At 41.1% G+C, this 19,423-nt stretch carries 15 protein-coding genes and 1 pseudogene; 6 read left to right on the forward strand and 10 right to left on the reverse strand.

The window, feature by feature from the left end; translation table 11 throughout:
- Positions 1-9: 9 nt before the first annotated feature.
- On the forward strand, positions 10-1,104 hold the full coding sequence (gene obgE, locus ACILP5_RS05395) for a GTPase ObgE (RefSeq protein WP_395617634.1): 1,095 nt from the start codon (positions 10-12) through the stop codon (positions 1,102-1,104).
- On the opposite strand, the gene ACILP5_RS05400 is transcribed toward obgE, so the two are convergent.
- The 5 genes from ACILP5_RS05400 to ACILP5_RS05420 all read right to left on the reverse strand — a co-directional run bounded on the left by ACILP5_RS05400 (position 1,096) and on the right by ACILP5_RS05420 (position 5,481).
- Positions 1,096-2,007 carry an SDR family oxidoreductase gene (locus ACILP5_RS05400; RefSeq protein WP_395617635.1) on the reverse strand — a complete coding sequence of 304 codons (912 nt, stop codon included), beginning with the start codon at positions 2,005-2,007 and terminating at the stop codon, positions 1,096-1,098. The genes obgE and ACILP5_RS05400 overlap by 9 nt on opposite strands.
- Positions 2,004-2,930: a hydroxymethylbilane synthase gene (gene hemC / locus ACILP5_RS05405; protein WP_395617636.1), complete on the reverse strand. Its 927-nt coding sequence runs from the start codon at positions 2,928-2,930 to the stop codon at positions 2,004-2,006. The genes ACILP5_RS05400 and hemC overlap by 4 nt, the downstream gene beginning before the upstream one ends.
- A gap of 1 nt (position 2,931) precedes the next feature.
- On the reverse strand, positions 2,932-4,062 hold the full coding sequence (locus tag ACILP5_RS05410) for an ATP-binding protein (RefSeq protein ID WP_395617637.1): 1,131 nt from the start codon (positions 4,060-4,062) through the stop codon (positions 2,932-2,934).
- A 26-nt stretch (positions 4,063-4,088) separates the two neighbouring features.
- A complete protein-coding gene (locus ACILP5_RS05415) occupies positions 4,089-5,168 on the reverse strand; it encodes a hypothetical protein (RefSeq protein ID WP_395617638.1) in 1,080 nt (359 codons plus the stop codon).
- A 73-nt stretch (positions 5,169-5,241) separates the two neighbouring features.
- Entirely contained in the window at positions 5,242-5,481 is a 240-nt protein-coding gene (locus tag ACILP5_RS05420) for a type B 50S ribosomal protein L31 (RefSeq protein ID WP_130896059.1), read from the reverse strand.
- Positions 5,482-6,015: 534 nt separating this feature from the next.
- Between ACILP5_RS05420 and ACILP5_RS05425 the strand changes: the two genes are divergently transcribed.
- The 3 genes from ACILP5_RS05425 to ACILP5_RS05435 all read left to right on the forward strand — a co-directional run bounded on the left by ACILP5_RS05425 (position 6,016) and on the right by ACILP5_RS05435 (position 12,113).
- Entirely contained in the window at positions 6,016-8,466 is a 2,451-nt protein-coding gene (locus ACILP5_RS05425) for a ribonucleoside-diphosphate reductase subunit alpha (RefSeq protein WP_395617639.1), read from the forward strand.
- A gap of 77 nt (positions 8,467-8,543) precedes the next feature.
- Positions 8,544-9,185 carry a lysoplasmalogenase gene (locus ACILP5_RS05430; RefSeq protein ID WP_395617640.1) on the forward strand — a complete coding sequence of 214 codons (642 nt, stop codon included), beginning with the start codon at positions 8,544-8,546 and terminating at the stop codon, positions 9,183-9,185.
- A 3-nt stretch (positions 9,186-9,188) separates the two neighbouring features.
- The gene (locus ACILP5_RS05435) at positions 9,189-12,113 is read left to right on the forward strand and encodes an FAD-binding and (Fe-S)-binding domain-containing protein (RefSeq protein WP_395617641.1); all 2,925 of its coding nucleotides are present in this window, start codon (positions 9,189-9,191) and stop codon (positions 12,111-12,113) included.
- On the opposite strand, the gene nagB is transcribed toward ACILP5_RS05435, so the two are convergent.
- Positions 12,110-14,011 (reverse strand): glucosamine-6-phosphate deaminase, encoded by a 1,902-nt coding sequence (gene nagB / locus ACILP5_RS05440; protein WP_395617642.1) that lies wholly within the window; start codon positions 14,009-14,011, stop codon positions 12,110-12,112. The genes ACILP5_RS05435 and nagB overlap by 4 nt on opposite strands.
- Positions 14,012-14,015: 4 nt before the next feature.
- On the reverse strand, positions 14,016-14,231 hold the full coding sequence (locus ACILP5_RS05445; RefSeq protein ID WP_395617643.1) for a helix-turn-helix domain-containing protein: 216 nt from the start codon (positions 14,229-14,231) through the stop codon (positions 14,016-14,018).
- 155 nt (positions 14,232-14,386) lie between these two features.
- Between ACILP5_RS05445 and ACILP5_RS05450 the strand changes: the two genes are divergently transcribed.
- Positions 14,387-16,756 (forward strand): carboxypeptidase-like regulatory domain-containing protein, encoded by a 2,370-nt coding sequence (locus ACILP5_RS05450; protein WP_395617644.1) that lies wholly within the window; start codon positions 14,387-14,389, stop codon positions 16,754-16,756.
- Position 16,757: 1 nt separating this feature from the next.
- Positions 16,758-17,666 (forward strand): DUF4249 domain-containing protein, encoded by a 909-nt coding sequence (locus ACILP5_RS05455; RefSeq protein ID WP_395617645.1) that lies wholly within the window; start codon positions 16,758-16,760, stop codon positions 17,664-17,666.
- Between the two features lies 1 nt (position 17,667).
- On the opposite strand, the gene ACILP5_RS05460 is transcribed toward ACILP5_RS05455, so the two are convergent.
- From ACILP5_RS05460 to ACILP5_RS05470, 3 genes and pseudogenes are all read right to left on the reverse strand, one after another.
- A complete protein-coding gene (locus tag ACILP5_RS05460; RefSeq protein WP_395617646.1) occupies positions 17,668-18,252 on the reverse strand; it encodes an outer membrane beta-barrel protein in 585 nt (194 codons plus the stop codon).
- A gap of 125 nt (positions 18,253-18,377) precedes the next feature.
- Positions 18,378-19,115, reverse strand: coding sequence for a bifunctional demethylmenaquinone methyltransferase/2-methoxy-6-polyprenyl-1,4-benzoquinol methylase UbiE (gene ubiE / locus ACILP5_RS05465; RefSeq protein ID WP_395617647.1), 738 nt, complete (start codon positions 19,113-19,115; stop codon positions 18,378-18,380).
- Positions 19,116-19,186: 71 nt separating this feature from the next.
- Positions 19,187-19,423, reverse strand: a pseudogene (locus ACILP5_RS05470) (hypothetical protein); the annotation flags it as partial.

A 19,423-nucleotide genomic window follows, 5' to 3' on the forward strand; every position in this document is an offset into this window, starting at 1 on the left:
TAAAATAGAATGACAACAAACTTCATTGACTACGTCAAAATCAATCTGCGTTCCGGCCGAGGAGGAAGCGGTTCATCCCACTTTCGGAGGGAAAAACACGTGCCTAAAGGGGGTCCAGATGGAGGAGATGGTGGTCGTGGAGGTCACATATACCTGGTAGGAAGTACCCAACTTTGGACCTTAATTCACTTAAAATACCAAAAACACATTATCGCGGATAGTGGTAATGGTGGTGAAGGTGGACGTCGTTCCGGTGCAGAGGGAGAGGATGTTTTCATCCAAGTGCCTTTGGGAACGATTGTTAAAAATGCGGAGACGAATGAGTTTATCGCGGAAGTAACAGAGGAAGGCCAACAGATTTTAGTCCTTCCCGGCGGTCGTGGAGGTCTAGGTAATCACAACTTTAAATCTTCTACAAACCAATCCCCTCGCCATGCGCAGCCTGGAGAAGCTGGCCTAGATGTTTGGGTGGTGATGGAATTAAAAGTGTTAGCGGATGTAGGTTTAGTAGGTTTCCCGAACGCAGGAAAATCCACTCTTTTATCAGTTCTTTCTGCAGCAACTCCAGAAATTGCGGACTATCCGTTTACGACTTTAGTACCTCAATTAGGAGTAGTAGAATATCGGGATGAAAAGTCCTTCGTGGTGGCGGATATTCCAGGGATTATTGAAGGAGCATCGGAAGGTAAAGGTTTGGGTTTGAGATTCTTACGACATATTGAGCGCAATTCGATTCTGTGTTTCTTGATTCCATCAGACGCTGAAAATTGGGGTGAAGAATACCGAATTTTGACGGGCGAATTAGAGAAATACAATCCAGAATTATTAGGAAAACGTCGCGTAATTGTCGTTTCTAAAATGGATCTTTCGATTCCAGAAATGGAAGAAGAAATGCGCGAAAGTTTGCCTAAAGATATTCCGGTATTATTGATTTCATCCGTAACTCAAGAAGGAATTCAAGAATTGAAGGACTTACTCTGGACTACCTTGTTAGATGAAAATAAAGATTTTGGAAAGCTAAAGGAAGCGCCCGTTTTACTTGATCTGCCCGTGGTAAATCCCATGGCAGATGCAATGATGGAAGATCCAGAAGCTTTAGACTAAATCAGCTACTTGTTGCGCCATGATGGCGATACCCTCTTGAAAAGTTCTAGGTGCATAACCTAGGACTTTTTTTGCTTTATCGAGTACAAATCCGGTTCGAGCCGGTCTTTTTGCCGTTTGCTGGAAGGTAGAAGAGTCTGCCTTTTGTAAAAGTGATTTATCTAATCCATAATAATCAGCTGTCATCACTGCCATCTCGTAAGGAGTCAAGAAATCAGAGCCAGAGATATTGAATATGCCTTCCACTTCATCTTTAGCCAGTAACCAACAGCCCATCGCTAAATCTTCGGCTAGTGTAGGGGTGCGGAATTGATCCGTTACGACTTGGATGGTTTTCCCATCTTCAAGTGATTTCTTCACCCAAAGCACGATATTTGAACGGCTCATATCTGGAACGATGCCATAGACTAAAACCGTGCGTGCAATACTCCAGCGAATAGTCGAATCAAATAATAACTGCTCCGCTTTTAACTTGCTTTCGCCATAATAAGAGATTGGATTAGCAATTCCTTCTTCCGTGTAGGGACCAGCTGCTCCATCAAAAATGAAGTCAGTCGATAAATGACATAAATAGGCGCCGTGTTTTTCGCAGGCCTCGATTAAATAAGCAACTGCGTCCACATTTAATACATCACAGCCTTTACGATCTGTCTCGCAAGTATCCACATTCGTCATAGCCGCCGTGTGAATAACCACTTCGGGTTTGAATTGATCAAAGATCGCATGTACTTCAGCAGGGACCGTGATATCTAAGGACGCATAGGTATATCCTTCCGTCACAGGTAGGCGGTTATCTCCACGAGCCGTGGCGATTAAATTAACATTCGACTGTGCGCGTAAAAGTTCGACGAGTTTTTGGCCTAATAAACCGTTGGATCCTGTGATTAATATGCGTTTTTTCATGAACCTAATTCCTGTCTGATTTTACGTAATAATTGGTGTGCACCTAGGTGAATGAGCTCCATGGCTACTTCTTTTCCTAATTGCGCTGGATCTGAGCCCGTCGCCGAATGAACAATATTTTCGATTCCGTCGAGGCTAAGTACCCCGGCTTGCAAAGTCAATTGACCTTCCTGATTTATCGCATGACCATACACCGGAACGCTACATCCGCCTTCTAAATGGGCTAATAAGTGTCGCTCAGCTAATATAGTAGCCTCCGTCGCCGGATGATTGCAGGCTTTGCGTATTAGTTCTTTTACCTCAGTGTCTAAAGAAACGGCGCATTGGATGGCTACTGATCCTTGACCTACAGCCGGAACAAATTGATCTAAACTCAGGTGCTGGGTGATATAAGATTCCATTTCCATTCGGTGGACGCCGGCAAAAGCCAATAGCATCGCGTCACATTCTCCATTTTTTAATTTCTCCAAACGGGTCTGTAAATTACCTCGCATCTCCACCGCGGTATGTTGTGGGTAGAAATGACTCAGAAAGGCGCGTCTGCGGGTAGAAGAGGTGCCTATACGCAATTGCTCGCTTGAAGCTAAAGTCTTCGCTGGATGAAGGCTTAAAACGACGTCCTGAGCCGCTTCGCGCTCCGTGAAGGCGATTAATTCCAGTTCTGTTGGCAAATGGGAGGGAAGATCCTTCGCCGAATGCTGAGCAATTTCGATTTCGCCCGCGCAAAGCATGGCTTCTAATTCTTCGGTAAAGACTCCTTTTGATCCGATTTTAGACAGCGAACGATCCAAAATCTGATCCCCCTTCGTCGTAATCGCAACGATTTCGTAGCCTAAACCCTGAGTAGCTAGCAAAGACCCCACGTGGTGGGCCTGCCATAAGGCTAATGCTGAATTTCGTGTACCAATGCGAACCGTCTTCATATTAAGAGTTTTTCGCGTGAAAAACGCGTAATAAGTGGAGTGAAAGATCAAGGTGTACCATTTTGGCTCGTGCATTACGTTCTAAATGGTAGTGAACCTCGGATATTTTTTCGGTCATCGCCGCAATCTTTTCGGTGCTCAAAGTCTTGGAGAAATTATCCACGAAGGCTTTTTCCTTTTCCAGCGATTTGATCAGACCGCTTGCATCCGAAATCTGGTACAAACATTGTCTGAAAATATGCAGGCTATAGGTCAAGATGCTTTTTTGATTCTCCTTCGCTAAACCGTCGAATTGATCGGCTAACTGCACTAATTTCGATAGATTTCGGGCATAAATGGCACGCATCCACTCCGCAAACCAGGTCGTCGTGCTTAAATTATCGGAGTTTGATTTTTCCAAAGCCTCGGAGATATTTCCCTCACAATTCACCGCAATTTGATGGGCTTTTTCGGAGTCTATTTCAGCCTTTTGGACTAAATATTCGGCTAAATCCTCCACATCTACTGCTCCTATGCTCACGCGCTGAGTTCTGGAAATAATCGTCGTTAATAACTTATCAGGCTCCGCACATACGAGTATAAATAAAGTAGAACTAGGCGGTTCCTCCAAGGTCTTTAATAAGGCATTTCCCGCTGAAGCATTCAGTGTCTCTGGATTCCAAAGCATCACCACCTTGAAAGGCGCCTCGAAGGGTTTTAGGCTGATTTTTTGGACTAATTTACGCGTTTCTTCTACGGGAATATTTCCTTGGCGATTGCCTTCTGCACCCATGTAGGCTAGCCACTCGGGCAAGGTTCTGAAGTAAGATTCCTGTATGAATTTACGCCAATCGGGTAAGAATGCGTCGGATTCTGCGTCTTTGATTTTCTTCGTGATAACCGTCGGATAGACATAGACTAGGTCAGGGTGAACACCGCGTTGCAATTTCTGGCAACTAGGGCAAACACCGCAGGCGTCTGATTCGGTCCGATTCGTGCAAAATAAATAAGTGACAAACGCATGCGCCATCGCGAGCTGAGCTCCTCCCGGAGGTCCTACGAATAATTGGGCATGAGCGATGTGTTGATTTTGCACCGCCAGCGACAAGGTTTTCTTGGTTTTAGCTAGACCCGGAATGTCTTGAAATCGCATGCAAATGGCTTTTTAGAAAGAAAGAACTAATTTCGGAAAGATGTGTCCGCTTTCCAAATTTCTTCCATGCTTTGGCGTAGATTTTCGGGTATTTGTTGGTTTTTCAAGGTAATCCAAGCGCAGGCCGCGGCATAGGCTTTCTCGAAATCAAAGGCACGCAATTCAGGATACTCCCCAAAACTAAACGAGGGAATGTAACGCGGCGGAAATCCAATGCTCGAAACATTGCAATGGCTGCCTATCACGGTTCCCGTATTAAAGGAAGTGCTTACTCCGGTGGTGACGAAATCACCAATGATTTGGCCTACCGACTTCAGACCCGTATTTCGTGGCGATTTCAACGCATAATCATAAAGCGAAACAGATTGTATGTCGTTTCGCAGGTTTGATCCATTCGTTAAAGCGCCTAAATTAGAGAAGGAACCCACGATTGAATTGCCTAGATATCCATCGTGCGCCTTGTTACTGAAGGGAAAGAAGATACAATGGTTGATTTCGCCTCCTACTTTGCAGCCTGGTCCTATCGTGGTATTCGGTCGGATCTTCGCTCCGATATTCGTGGTTGCGTCCTTTAGGAGCGCTGCTGGCCCTTGAATCAAGGTGCCTATTTGTATGTTGACTCTTTCCCCTATATAGATAGGGCCTTGGCTGGCATCTAAAATGCTTCCTTTTACGGAAGCGGATGGATAAATGTAGATTTCTTCCGAACAGATAAACGTATTGTTTCCTGGAGTAGGATTATTTCCCTTGATCTCAGCACGTAAAAACTCGGATTGAAAATTCAGTAATTCTTCGGGGTGTTTCAGGAAGGGGAGGTATCTCTCTATACTAGAAGTGCCTTTCCCTCTTCGGGCTAAAATCTGACCCTGATATACATAGGAAGTGTCCGCTGGTAATTGATCCAAAATTTCGAATGTGCTAGGCAGCGGAAGCAATGAACTCATCACCTGAATGTCCGCGTTTTCCGGAGTTGAAACCTGGTGAGGCCACTTATTTTCCAGGGTGCTTGTACCCACCCATAATTCAGCGACTTTACGGTGCTGAGTTAAGGGTTGAAGCGCGGCTTTAATAGCCTGATCCTCGAAAAGATAAACGGAGAGCTGCATTGGACAAATCTAGGATAAAAAAAGCCTTCCCCCAAAAATGGAAGAAGGCTTTTTACTATGGGCATTCGGAAAATTACTTCGCGTAACGCTTGTTGAATTTGTCCACACGTCCTGTTGTATCTAACAATACGTTCTTACCTGTATAGAATGGGTGAGATTGAGATGAAACCTCTAATTTGTATACCGGGTAAGTGGCTCCTTCGAATTCTGTTGTCTCTGTAGTAGCAACACATGAACGAGTTAAAAACTTGTAATCAGCTGATAGATCGTGAAATACAACTTCTTTGTATTCTGGGTGGATATCTTTTTTCATGATAATGGATAATAGACGATTCCCTGCCGTCTTGTTTAAATTATTTTTCCAAAGGGGATATTTGGACCTCACAATAAGGGATGCAAAATTACAAATTGTATTCTATTTTCCAAATCTTTTCTTTAACAAAATTTCAGAGAATTCTATACTCATTTTAGGCTATAAAAATTTTATAAAATATTTTTATAGCATTTTTCTAAGAAGCAATACGGCTAACGAATTGAGTGACGGGGGTTTGCATGTGGCATTTCAAATACGCCCTTTTTTTATATTTATTTTGGCCAAAAAATAGTTTGCACGAAGCCGGCTTTTTTTCTAATTTTACCAAGAGCACATTCAACCAAAGATGCTTCAATTTTTGGTTTAGAAAAGCATAAAAACAAAACCGCCACACACTCAATTTGTTAGTGTAAATTGAGTCCAAAAGCTAAGAAAAAAATTCTCTTAACGCAGGGAGTTTATGGTCTGTTTTTTTGTTGGTTGATTTAAACATTTATATAGAATTCGAGTTTTAATAATAATAGATAGATACACATGTACGTAGTAAAAAGAGACGGTCGTCGCGAATCAGTAAAGTTTGACAAAATCACCGCCAGAATTGAAAAGCTGAGTTACAGCTTAGATCCATTTTTTGTTCAGCCTTTAGAGGTTGCCAGAAAAGTGATCACTGGTTTGTTTGATGGCGTTAAGACAACTGAACTTGATAATTTAGCGGCTGAAACAGCTGCCTCTTTGACGACAAAACATCCAGATTATGCAGTTCTAGCAGCTCGTATTGCAGTTTCTAACTTGCATAAGAACACATTGAAGTCCTTCTCGGCTACGATGAAACGTTTGTTTACGTACATAGACCCTAAGACAGGACAAAACGCTGCGCTTCTTTCTAAGGAGGTGTACGATATCATCAAAAACAACGCAGTAGAACTAGACGAGGCCATCATCTATGACCGCGACTTTGGTTACGATTATTTCGGATTTAAGACTCTAGAGAAATCCTATTTATTAAAGCTTGATGGTCAAATCGCTGAGCGCCCTCAACACATGTTGATGCGTGTGGCGGTAGGTATCCACAAAAAAGATATTGCGGCGGCTATTGAGACCTATAATTTATTGTCTGAGCGTTGGTTCACTCACGCGACTCCGACCCTATTTAATGCAGGTACTCCGAAGCCTCAATTATCCTCATGTTTCTTGCTAACTGTACAAGACGATTCTATCGAAGGAATCTATGATACCTTGAAGCAAACAGCGAAGATTTCTCAGTCTGCTGGAGGTATTGGATTAAGTATCCACAACATTCGTGCCACAGGCTCTTATATCAAGGGAACGAATGGTACCTCGAATGGTATTATCCCTATGTTACGTGTATTCAACGATACGGCGCGTTATGTGGATCAAGGCGGCGGAAAGCGTAAAGGAAGCTTTGCGATCTACTTAGAGCCTTGGCATGCGGATGTTTTCGAATTCTTAGAATTGAAAAAGAATCACGGAAAGGAAGAAATGCGTGCTCGTGACTTGTTCTACGCTCTTTGGATTCCAGATTTATTCATGAAGCGTGTTGAGAACAACGAAGAGTGGTCTCTATTCTGCCCACATGAGTGTCCAGGTTTAGCGGATTCACACGGAGCTGAATTCGAAGCATTGTATGAGAAATACGAATTAGCAGGTAAAGCGCGTACAGTCGTTAAAGCGCAAGAATTATGGTTTAAAGTCCTTGAATCTCAAACAGAGACAGGAACCCCATACATGTTGTTTAAAGACCATGCAAACAACAAATCAAACCAAAAGAACTTAGGAACAATCAAGTCTTCGAACTTGTGTACAGAGATTATAGAGTATACAGCCAAAGATGAAGTAGCGGTTTGTAACTTAGCTTCTTTAGCCTTGCCTAAATATGTGAACGCAGACGAGAACGGTGTTTTACGTTTCGATCACAAGAAATTATACGAGGTGACCAAGATTGCAACGCGCAACTTGAACAAAATCATCGATGTAAATTACTATCCAGTTAAAGAAGCGGAAAACTCGAACCTACGTCACCGTCCTATCGGTTTAGGGGTTCAAGGTCTAGCGGATGTGTTCATCTTGTTACGCATGCCATTCGAATCTGAGGAGGCACAACAATTGAACAAGGACATCTTCGAAACTATCTATTTCGCAGCGATGGAAACATCGATGGAATTAGCGAAAGTAGAAGGTCCGTATTCATCATGGGAAGGTTCTCCTATCTCAAAAGGGGTATTCCAATTCGATATGTGGAACGTGACTCCATCTTCAGGAAACTGGGACTGGGAAGATCTTCGTACGAAAGTAGTAGAGAACGGTGTGCGTAACTCCTTATTAGTTGCTCCAATGCCGACGGCTTCTACTAGCCAAATCCTTGGAAACAACGAGTGCTTCGAGCCGTATACCTCTAACATCTACGCTCGTCGTGTGTTATCTGGTGAATTTGCCATTGTGAACAAGCACCTGTTAAAAGACTTGATCAAATTGAACTTATGGAACGATTCGATGAAGAATAAGTTGATCATCGCCAATGGATCAGTACAAAACATTCCAGAAATTCCTCAAAACTTGAAGGATTTGTACAAGACGGTTTGGGAGATTAAGCAAAAGACCATCTTAGAAATGGCTGCTGATCGTGGAGCGTATATTTGCCAGTCTCAAAGCTTAAATATCCACATCCAAGATGTGAACTTCGGTAAATTAACTTCGATGCACTTCCACGCTTGGAAACTTGGCTTGAAAACAGGTATGTATTACCTACGTACAAAAGCGGCAACGGATGCGATTAAGTTCACCGTGGAGAAACAAGCAGAACCTGCTATCGAGCAAACGAACTTAGTGAATGAAACGGAGTTAGTGTACTCAGAGGCAGCAGCGAAAGCAGCGGCAGCGAGTTTTGATAACAGTGCAGATCAAAATAAAGCAGATATGACTTGTTCTTTGGATAACCCAGAGGCTTGTGAGGCTTGCGGATCTTGATCCTAACCTAGCTGAAAGAAAAAATCACTTAACCTTTTGCGTTGAGTGATTTTTTTTTGCTTTTATAAATGAAACGGATGAAAAATATATTCCTACAACTCTTTTATGCGGATGCTATTTTAGAATTAGCCATACCTCTGTTTTTGCCTGAATTTGCAGAGTTAAGAATGATCACCAAGCCGCTATTATTGATCTTATTGATGGGGCACATAGTGATGGAGAATCCAAAGCCTGCTTTGTTCTTTACGGCTGTTTTTGCTTTGCTGGGGGATGTTTTTTTGATGCTTCCAGATAGTCCACTTTATTTTCAGCTTGGTTTGGGGTCATTTTTGATCATGCAATTGAGCTATATTCGGCTCTTTTTTAGGCAAGCCTCAGAACACGCGTGGATTCCAGTTCATGCGCGTAAACCTTTGGTCGGGATACTCATTTATGTATTTAGTTTTCTAGCCTTTTTAAATCCCTATTTGGCTGATGCGATGAAGATTCCGGTGACATTGTATGCTTTTGCACTTGGGTCTATGTTGTATTTTGCCATTCGGTTAAATAATCGAATGATCACCTGGGGGGCGTTTTTATTTGTGGTCTCGGACAGTGTTTTGGCTTTTGGGAAGTTTTATTATTCCTTTCCGGGGATATCGTTCGTTGTGATGAGTACTTATATAGTAGCTCAATTGCTACTAATCAGTGCTTTGTGTAAATTGCAGTTTAAGAAATAAACCATGACGACGCAGACCACCGATTCGCTTCTTTCCGCTCTGGGGCTTACGCTTCAGGGATCTCTTCACACGGATACCGTAATGAAGACTTTGTATGCGACCGATGCGTCTGCCTACAGGGAGATGCCTTTGGGAGTAGTGATTCCGGAGACTCAGGAGGATTTAGAGAAGATTATTCGGTTTGCGGATCAGCATTCCGTAGCTCTAATCCCAAGAACGGCGGGTACATCGCTCGCTGGTCAAGTGGTCGGAAATGGTTTGGTTGTGGATGTTTCCAAGTTTTTTAATCGAATTCTAGAGGTAAATAAGGAAGAATCCTATGTATGGGTAGAGCCAGGAGTTGTGCGAGATGTACTCAATGTGGAGTTGAAAAAACACGGTTTGTTTTTTGGTCCTGAAACATCAACTGCTAATCGCGCGATGATCGGAGGAATGGTTGGGAATAATTCTTGTGGTTCTAATTCAGTAATCTATGGTTCTACTAGGGATCATCTGTTAGAGGTGGAAGGTTATTTGTCTGATGGAACGTTGGTTCATTTTAAGGCAGAAGATCCCTTTCAGACGGTCAAATCGCTTCCCCATGGCAGTCGTTTACACGGCATTTACGAGAAAACACTAGCTGTTCTTTCTGATCCGAAACACCAGAAAAATATCACGGAAGAATTTCCCAAGCAGAGTATACATCGCCGAAACACGGGATATGCGGTTGATATGTTACTGCACACTCAAGCTTTTGAACCAACCGAGTTACCCTTTAATTTCTGTTCTCTTTTAGCGGGCTCAGAAGGAACACTTTGCTTTGCTACCCGCATTAAGTTGCACGTTGATCCATTGCCACCAGCTCATTTAGGTCTAGTTTGTGGTCATTTTAATACGATTGATGAGGCCTTGAGGGCTAATCTAATTGCCTTGGAATTCAATCCTTCTGCTTCAGAGCTGATGGATCATTATATTTTAGAGTGTACGAAGGCAAATCCAGAACAAAGTCAAAACCGTTTCTTTGTCGAAGGGGATCCGGGAGCGATTCTAGTTGTTGAATTACGTTCCGATTCTGCGGAAGATTTAGCGGCTCAAGCCCAGGCTTGCGAAGCAGCCATGCGCAAAGCGAGATTAGGTTATCATTTTCCTTTTGTGACGGGTGGAGATGTGAAGAAGGTTTGGGATTTAAGAAAAGCGGGTCTTGGATTATTGTCAAATCTTCCTGGCGATGAAAAAGCGGTGGCGGTGATTGAAGACACGGCAGTTGATGTAAATGACCTTCCGGCCTTTATCGCCGAATTTAACGAGATTTTACAAGCAAATAATTTATACTGCGTTCACTATGCCCATGCAGGTTCTGGTGAGTTGCACTTGCGTCCGATAATTAATTTAAAGACCAAACAAGGTCACGAGCAATTCCGTCATATCGCGGAAGAGATTGCTCGTTTAGTGAAAAAATACAAGGGTTCTCTTTCAGGAGAACATGGGGATGGCCGTTTACGTGGGGAGTTTATTCCATGGATGGTGGGAGAGGAGAATTACCAATTAATGCGGGAATTGAAGTCATGGTGGGATCCTAAGGGGGTATTTAACCCTAATAAGATCGTGGATACGCCACCGATGGACACGTTTTTGCGCTACGAAGCCGGTCAACAAACGCCGGAATTTAAGACAGCTTTTCGCTATGAGGGTCAAGATGTCTTGCAGCATGCAGAACAATGCAATGGATCTGGTGATTGCCGTAAGACACCTGTATCGGGAGGTACCATGTGTCCTTCCTTCATGGCCACCCGTAATGAAAAAGAGACGACCAGAGCACGCGCGAATATTTTGCGGGAATTTTTAACTCGTTCCGAGCAGCCTAATCGCTTCGCTCACGAGGAGATTAAAGAGGTGATGGATCTTTGCTTAGCTTGCAAGGGTTGCAAGGCCGAGTGTCCTTCGAACGTGGATGTCGCGAAGTTAAAGATGGAGTTTTTGTACCAATACCAAAAAGAGAGAGGACTTCCTTTGCGCTCTTGGTTAGTGGGGAACTTCGCTAAAATATCGAATTTAGCCTCTTATGTTCCCTTTTTGTATAATTTGGTGATGGGAACTCCGGCTATACGACGCATTTCAAATGCGCTAGTCGGTTTCCACCCAGATCGTACAATGCCTTTGTTGGCGAAGCAAACCTTATGGTCGTGGTTAAAATCGCACACGAGCCCAGCTCAAACAAAATCTCTTTACTTGTTCGTAGATGAATTCACGAATTTCAATGATGCGGAAATCGGTAGAACAGCCGTATTATTGTTAGAGCGCTTGGGTTATGAAGTGAAAACGATTCCGCATCCGATTTCGGGACGTGCGTATTTGTCCAAAGGAATGCTCGATGAGGCTCGCGTGTTAGCGATGCAGAATGTTCGCTTGTGGTCATCGTTGATTTCAGAAAATACGCCTTTAGTAGGCATTGAGCCTTCAGCTATTTTGACATTTAGAGACGAATATCCTGATTTAGTGTCGGATGAATGGGTGGGGAAAGCAAAAGAATTAGCGAAAAATACCCTTTTATTAGAGGAGTTTATCGCTCGTGAGGCAGATGCGAAACGTATTTCGTCTTCGGCGTTTATTTCCGAGAAGAAGTTAATGAAATTACATGGGCACTGCCAGCAAAAAGCGATCTCTTCGCTGGTGGCTGCGAAGAAGGCGCTATCCTTACCAGAGAATTTTGAGGTGCAATTAATTCCTTCCGGTTGTTGTGGGATGGCGGGTTCTTTCGGCTATGAGAAAGAGCATTATGATCTGTCGATGCAGATAGGGGAATTAGTTTTATTCCCTACCGTGCGATCACAGCCGGAAGAGGTCGATATCGTCGCGTCGGGAACAAGCTGCCGTCATCAAATTCATGACGGCACGAAGCGGCATGCGAAGCATGCCGCGGAGATCCTATATGCTGCTTTGAAAGATTAGAATTTCCAGCGAACAAAGGCTTCCATGGCTTCGTATTCTGCGAGGCCTAAGGCATTGTAGATAGATGCCGTTGCTCGGTTTCGCTCTTCAGCTCTTTGCCAAAATTCCCTTGAATCATCTCCCTGGAACACTACCCCATCCTTTTGAGATTGGTGTTTGAAGATACCCATTCTCTTTTTGAATACTTGATCTGGTGACATAGGTACAGCCATTTCGATTTGATCGATATCCCATTCTGCCCAAGCACCTTTATATAGCCATACCCAGCAACTTTTCATGTATTCTCGGTGTTTTAAGCGAGTTACAGCTTCTAAAATAGCATCTAGGCAAACTTTGTGAGTACCATGTGGATCTGCTAGGTCTCCGGCTGCATAGATTTGATGTGGCTGAATTTCTTCTATTAGATCCATCACAATTTTGATATCTTTTTCACCGATGGGCTTTTTGCGAATTGTTCCCGTTTCGTAGAAAGGCATTTCAAGAAAGTGAGCATTTTCTTTTTTGATCCCTACAAAACGGCAGGTATTTTTCGCTTCTCCTTTTCTTATTAAGCCTTTGATTTCTCTAACGGCAGGAATATCTACCTCAGAGTCAGGTTTATTCTTTAAGAATTTGATAGCTTCCTTATAGATGCGATTCGCTTTCGCATTTGGACTTTCAAATTTCTCATTGAAATCAACGACAAATTCAGCAAATCGAAGGGCTTCATCATCTGCAACGGCAATATTTCCCGTTGTTTGGTACGCTACATGCACATCATGTCCTTGGTCGTGAAGTCGTTGAAACGTTCCTCCCATGGAGATAATATCATCATCAGGGTGCGGGCTAAAAATGAGCACCTTCTTTTTTGCCGGGAAGGCACGCTCTGGTCGATGCGTGTCATCTGCATTGGGTTTTCCGCCTGGCCAACCCGTGATAGTATGCTGTAAATAATTAAAAACTTCGATATTAATCTCATAGGCCTGGCCATATAAGGAAAGTAGGTCTGATAAACCATTTTCATTATAGTCTTTCGATGTAAGCTTCAAAACGGGCTTCTGCAAACTTAATGAAAGATGTGTGACGGCCTTTTTAATCATATTTCGATCCCAATTAACTGAATCGACTACCCAAGGGGTTTTGATGCGAGTTAACATAGAAGCAGCTGTTTCATCTAAAATGAAAGAGGCATTGGGATGTAATTGCAAGTAGGAGGCAGGAATGTCGGAGTTGACAGGTCCTTCTACGGCTTTTGCCACACTATTCGCTTTATGTTCTCCCCAGGCAATTAAGACAATCTTTTTTGACTTCATTATACTGTCGATACCGAGCGTTATTGCTTTTTTAGGTACCTTTTGCAGTCCACCGAAATCAGCAGAAGCATCAATCTTAGTTGCAATGTCTAAGGTCATTAAACGTGTTTTCGAATTAATCGTGGAGCCAGGTTCGTTGAAACCGATGTGCCCGTTACGTCCAATTCCTAATAAATAATAATCGAAGCCGCCTAGTCGCTCAATCTTCGCTTCATAGTCCCTACAAAATTCTGGAATTTTTTCTAGCGCTAGAGTTCCGTCTGGTAAATGGTAATTTGTTACCGGTATGTCAATGTGATCAAAGAGTTGTTCCTTCATGAAACGCACATAACTTTGAATGGAATCAGGCTCCATTGGATGGTATTCATCCAGATTAAAGGTGATCACATTTTTAAAACTCAAGCCTTCTTCCCGGTGAATACGGATTAATTCCTGGTATACTTTTTTAGGTGAAGAGCCCGTTGCAAGCCCTAAAATACTGGGTTTTCCTGTCTGGTTATTTTGGCGAATTAAATCGGCGATTTCTTTCGCTACTGATTTAGATGCTAAGTCTGAATCTGCAAAAATATGGGTTGGAATACGTTCAAAGCTGATTTCTTGTTCCATAATTTTATTTTTTGGTATTTTTAGAAGCTATGATTAATAAATCCAAAGCAAGTATATTAAAAATACGTAAAATGGTTTTTAACGCGGGATTGCCTTTACCTAATTCAATGCTATGAATGGTTTTAATAGCTACACCACTTTGTTGGCTTAGTTCTTCTTGTTTTAAGCCAATAGCATTTCGTTTTTCCCGAATGATTTGTCCAAATACTTTTAAATCCATAAGTTGATAGGTTTTTGACAAATGTAAATAAAAATTCTATAATTAAATAATATCGGAATTATATTACTGATTTCGATTTATAACGCCTATTTTCCATTTGTCATAATTTAACCTTAGGGCAAAAACAATTCCCGTATCTTTGGGTTTTTAACAATATGCGACCATTAATACTTTTTGTTTTTCTTGTTTTTCCAGGAATTGTTTGGGCTCAGAAATCTACCGTTAGCGGCTATGTTAAGGAGGCTGCAAGTGGAGAAGGGCTCATAGGCGCAAGTGTTTATGTAAAAGAACTTAAAACGGGTAACGTAACGAATACGTACGGATTTTATAGTTTAACACTTCCGTTTGGTAAGTATACCCTAGTATTCTCCTCTTCAGGCTTTAAAAAGCGTGAGCAAGAGATTACGGTTGCTGCTAAGTCTCAAGAATTGTCTGTAGAACTAGTATCCGATTCCAGAGAATTAGCTGAAGTAATCGTGAATGCACGCGCAAATGATGAAAATGTGAGTGGCATTGAGATGTCTGTAAATAAGGTGGACATTAAAACAATACGTAAAATTCCAGCCCTTTTAGGTGAAGTGGATTTAGTTCGGGCTATTCAATTATTACCTGGGGTTTCTACAGTGGGAGAAGGTGCTTCTGGCTTTAATGTTCGCGGTGGTGGCGTAGATCAAAATTTAGTTTTATTAGATGACGCACCTGTGTACAATTCATCTCATCTTTTTGGCTTCTTCTCCGTTTTCAATCCAGATGCGGTAAAAGATGTTAAGTTGTTTAAAGGGGGTATTCCAGCTATGTATGGTGGTCGTGCATCTTCAATTTTGGATGTAAAAATGAAAGAGGGTAATGCGAAGAAATTAGAGGTGAACGGAGGAGTAGGGGTCATTTTCTCTCGTCTATCTTTAGAGGCTCCTATCGTGAAGGATAAAGCCTCATTTATCGTGGCTGCACGTCGATCTTATATTGATGTTTTAGCCAAACCCTTTTTGACCGGAGATAATGCTAATTCGTCATTTAATTTCTATGACTTGACGGCTAAAGTGAATTACACCATCAACTCGAAGAATACAGTTTTCATGTCGGGTTATTTTGGTCGTGACGTGTTTGGGACCGGATTTGGTTTTGATTGGGGAAATTCCACCTTGACAACGCGTTGGAATCATGTGTTCTCGAATAAGTTATTTTTAAATGCGACAGCTTTCTACAGTAATTACGATTACATGTTAGATTCTGACATTGAAAATAAGCGGCCCAATGATTCTTTCAAATGGACATCTAATATCGAGAACCTAAGTATCAAACCTGATTTCACCTATTATGTAAGACCTGATAATACCATCAGTTTTGGGGGTCAATTGCTTTCGTATGATTTTACGCCTGGAAAAGCCAATGCAACTTCGAACGGAGAGAAAAGACAATTTGGTCAAGCTAATAAACGGGGGATAGAATCATCTGCCTACATTGGACATGATTGGAAACTTAACGCTTGGTTAACGGTTCAGTATGGAGTTCGATACTCTAATTATGACTATAAAAGTTTGAATGGTGAATATTATGATCGAATTTCGGTTCCAGTTAGTACGGAAAATCCATCAGGGTACGTATTGAAAATTAATCAAACAGACCCCGACGCAGTTGTAGCTTCTTATGGGAATTGGGAACCTCGTTTTGGCATGAATGTAACGGCAAACGAGTCGACTTCTTTGAAATTAAGTTATAATCGATTGGCTCAGTACATTCACTTAATGTCTAATACGGCCGCATCTACTCCATTGGATGTTTGGACTTCATCAACAAATAATATTAAACCTCAGATTGTAGATCAGGCAGCTTTAGGATTCTTTAAGAATTTTGGGGCTGATGGGAATAATTATGAATCTTCCGTCGAGGTGTATTACAAAGACATGCAAAATCAAATTGATTATGCTGATCGAGCTAATTTATTTCTTAATCCCTATTTTGAAAAAGACTTATTATTTGGGGATGGTAGAGCATATGGAATTGAATTTTTCTTAAAAAAGAACGTGGGAAAATTAACGGGGTGGGCAAGTTATACTCTAGCAAGAACAGAACGTAAAATAGAGGGCCTTAACAATAATGATTGGTATGCTAATCGATATGATCGGACACATACACTAAATTTAGTTGGTCAATATTCTCTATCAGATAAATGGTCATTCGGGGCAAACTTCGCCTATATTACAGGTGTTCCCTACACGGTTCCGGCCCAGAAATATGTTTTTGACGGTATTGCCTATCCTCAAACCATACCTGGTACACGTGGAAATATTCGTGTCCCTGATTATCATCGATTAGATATTTCTGCTACCAAGAAAAATAAGAAAGCCTTATTTGGAAAAGGTACTTCTGAGTGGGTTTTCTCCGTATACAATTTGTATAACCGTAAAAATCCTTTTTCCATTTACACTAGACCTAACGAAGATAATTCTGTAAAAACAGAAGCGGTTCAATTATCCATCATTGGTTCTTTTGTTCCTGCCGTCACCTATAATTTTTCCTTCTAAGATGAAGCCGTATTACCTACTCGTTTTACTTTTTTTGTTTACATCTTGTGAGGAGGTTGTGAATTTGCCTAGTCCGGTTTCGGATAACTACCTTGTAGTGGAAGCTAGTTTGACTAACTTAAATACGCCTCAGCAAATTATATTATCACGCTCCCAAGATTATTTTGATCAGACTAATGTGCCTAAAATAAATGGGGCAGAGGTAGTGGTCACAGACACACTTGGAAATAGGTTTAATTTTAGGGAGAAAGTTGCCTCTAGTGGAATTTATGTGTGGGAACCTAGTGAGCTTCAACCTACTATTGGTAAGATAGGAACCACTTTTACACTTCGTGTGAAGTGGCAAAATGAAGAATTAACGGCTAAGGCTCGATTGAATCGGGTTCCTCCGATAGATTCTATATTATATCAATTCGATGAGGCTAATGGTCGTCAATCAAGTGATGATAATCCTAAAGATGGCTACGAGGCTCATTTTTACTCACGAGACATACGAGGTGCTGGAGATTGTTATCGAGTAAAAACGTACAGAAATGATAAGTTATTTAATGATCCTTCTAGTTTAACCTTGGTTTATGATGCGGGTTTTCAAAAAGGAGCCATGACGGATGGTTTACTTTTTATTTTACCCATTCGTCGTTCTATTTCTCCTCGACTTTATGTTGAAAAAGATAAAATTAAGGTAGAACTTTGGTCTATCTCAGAGGATCAATTCAATTTTTATTCACAAGCTCGTTTAGAACTTAATAATGCGGGTTTATTTTCAAGACCCGCGGCTAATATTCCAACAAATATTAAGAATGTTAATCCAGCTTCACGACTACAAGGTGCAGGTTGGTTTGGTGTTTCAGCAGTTAGTAGCTTAGAAACAGTTGTTGATCCTAAAAAAGCACGCAAGGGACTAGATTAAATTATTCGAAATAAAATAACAGGCTAATCGTATGTGAATTGTATTGATTGAGCCTAGAGAACGGAGATGAACCACCTAATGGACTTAGATACAAGTTATTTACGCCATGAGAAAATTTCAATTCAGGATTGAATTTAAAAAATTTATAAAATTTTTCGAAGCCGAATCCATATTCCAAGGATACATCAGTGGTTTTCGCCTGAATTTGCTCCCCTGTTCTTTTTACATTTGCCTCAATACCTAGTTTAAATCCGCCCAATATATAAATTCGGTGATTCTTTCTTCGAAGTGAGCGGTACTTCAAATTTACGGGAATTTCTAGCCACGTAGATTCTCTGAAATAGGTTTTTGTTGGATTTATACCTGTGGGTTTTACTTCATTAAACGCTATTTGGCGCTCATACAAGGCGATATTTATTCCAGAGCGAACCTCATAATGTTTATCATAAGCATAATTAACAGTACCTCCAATTTGGAATCCTGATGTCTTAGGTGAGCTTGCATTTAAGGCTAATGAAGGCGCTGCATTTGATAGGTTTTTAGGAGTAGCTTCTAAAAGAAAATTAGTAGATGCGTGACTAATCATAAACCCGAAATGGACGGGTTTATTGTCATAATATTCATCATTTAATTGAACGTATTTATGTACCTGGCTTTTTAGGGAAAAAGAGAGGCAAAGGGCTATAATAAATCCGTTGAAGATGCTTTTTTTCACGCGTTTTTTGCTTTTTTATGTCCTAAGTAGATAGAACAAATTCCTCCCGTCATCGGGATCCATTGGGTATTTATAAATCCACATTCTTCATAAATTTTCAAAAAGTCTTTTCCATCTGGAAAGGCTTGAACGGATTCAGGAAGGTAGGTATAAGCAGCTGGGTCTTTGGATATTAATTTACCTAGTACCGGCAAACAAAATTTTGAATAGAAGCTGTAAAGCTGCTTCATTGGAAAATTTTTAGGATTCGAAAATTCTAAAATCAAGCAATGTCCACCTGGTTTTAATACACGGTTCATTTCTTTCAAACCCTTATCTAATGTTTCATAGTTTCTTACACCAAAACTAACGGTAATTGCATCGAAACTATTGTCTGAAAAAGGAATTTTTTCAGAATCTCCTTTTTGCAAGGAAATGATGTTATTTAATCCTAATTTTTTAATTTTTTCGACTCCAAAGGATAACATACCCTCAGAAATATCAATTCCAACTATTTTTTCTGGCTTAATTTTTAAGGCTTCAATAGCAAAATCTCCAGTACCAGTAGCAATATCTAAAACAGATTTGATTCCCTTATTTTGTAATAATTTGATCGCTTTTTTGCGCCAAATAATATCAATCCCCCCACTTAATAGATGATTGAGAAAATCATATTTATGCGAGATGGAATTAAACATGTCAGCGACCTGTTCTTTTTTTCCTTTGGACTGATTCTTGTAGGGGACTACCATAATAATAGGGAATTGGTTACGAACTAAACCAGTTCTATAAGCCAATGTTTCATAAAATTACCAAAAAAAATCGTTTAAAGCGCGCTCATGTGGAAAACAGTCACCATGATCCACATGATGGCAAAGCTGATGACTAGTGATATGTTCACTAAAGAAGCGGCAAGTGGTGTATTTAGATTCAATTCATCTGAATAGGTGATAACGGTCATTCCTACGGGTAAGATCAGACAGAGCATCAATAGGTTCCTAAATCCTAAATCGAAGGGCAGGAGATAGAAACAAATGCCACCAACTAAGAAACCCATAAAATA

Origin of the sequence: Aquirufa sp., from assembly GCF_044239315.1 — a bacterium.
In the GTDB taxonomy this organism is placed as follows: domain Bacteria; phylum Bacteroidota; class Bacteroidia; order Cytophagales; family Spirosomataceae; genus Aquirufa.

Coding starts and splice junctions, on each gene's coding strand:
- ACILP5_RS05425 (WP_395617639.1), top strand. CDS start 6,016: ATGTACGTAGTAAAAAGAGACGGTCGTCGCGAATCAGTAAAGTTTGAC.
- hemC (WP_395617636.1), bottom strand. CDS start 2,930: ATGAAGACGGTTCGCATTGGTACACGAAATTCAGCATTAGCCTTATGG.
- ACILP5_RS05435 (WP_395617641.1), top strand. CDS start 9,189: ATGACGACGCAGACCACCGATTCGCTTCTTTCCGCTCTGGGGCTTACG.
- ACILP5_RS05445 (WP_395617643.1), bottom strand. CDS start 14,231: ATGGATTTAAAAGTATTTGGACAAATCATTCGGGAAAAACGAAATGCT.
- nagB (WP_395617642.1), bottom strand. CDS start 14,011: ATGGAACAAGAAATCAGCTTTGAACGTATTCCAACCCATATTTTTGCA.
- ACILP5_RS05460 (WP_395617646.1), bottom strand. CDS start 18,252: ATGATTAGTCACGCATCTACTAATTTTCTTTTAGAAGCTACTCCTAAA.
- ACILP5_RS05430 (WP_395617640.1), top strand. CDS start 8,544: ATGAAAAATATATTCCTACAACTCTTTTATGCGGATGCTATTTTAGAA.
- ACILP5_RS05450 (WP_395617644.1), top strand. CDS start 14,387: ATGCGACCATTAATACTTTTTGTTTTTCTTGTTTTTCCAGGAATTGTT.
- ACILP5_RS05415 (WP_395617638.1), bottom strand. CDS start 5,168: ATGCAGCTCTCCGTTTATCTTTTCGAGGATCAGGCTATTAAAGCCGCG.
- ACILP5_RS05410 (WP_395617637.1), bottom strand. CDS start 4,062: ATGCGATTTCAAGACATTCCGGGTCTAGCTAAAACCAAGAAAACCTTG.
- ACILP5_RS05455 (WP_395617645.1), top strand. CDS start 16,758: ATGAAGCCGTATTACCTACTCGTTTTACTTTTTTTGTTTACATCTTGT.
- ACILP5_RS05400 (WP_395617635.1), bottom strand. CDS start 2,007: ATGAAAAAACGCATATTAATCACAGGATCCAACGGTTTATTAGGCCAA.
- obgE (WP_395617634.1), top strand. CDS start 10: ATGACAACAAACTTCATTGACTACGTCAAAATCAATCTGCGTTCCGGC.
- ACILP5_RS05420 (WP_130896059.1), bottom strand. CDS start 5,481: ATGAAAAAAGATATCCACCCAGAATACAAAGAAGTTGTATTTCACGAT.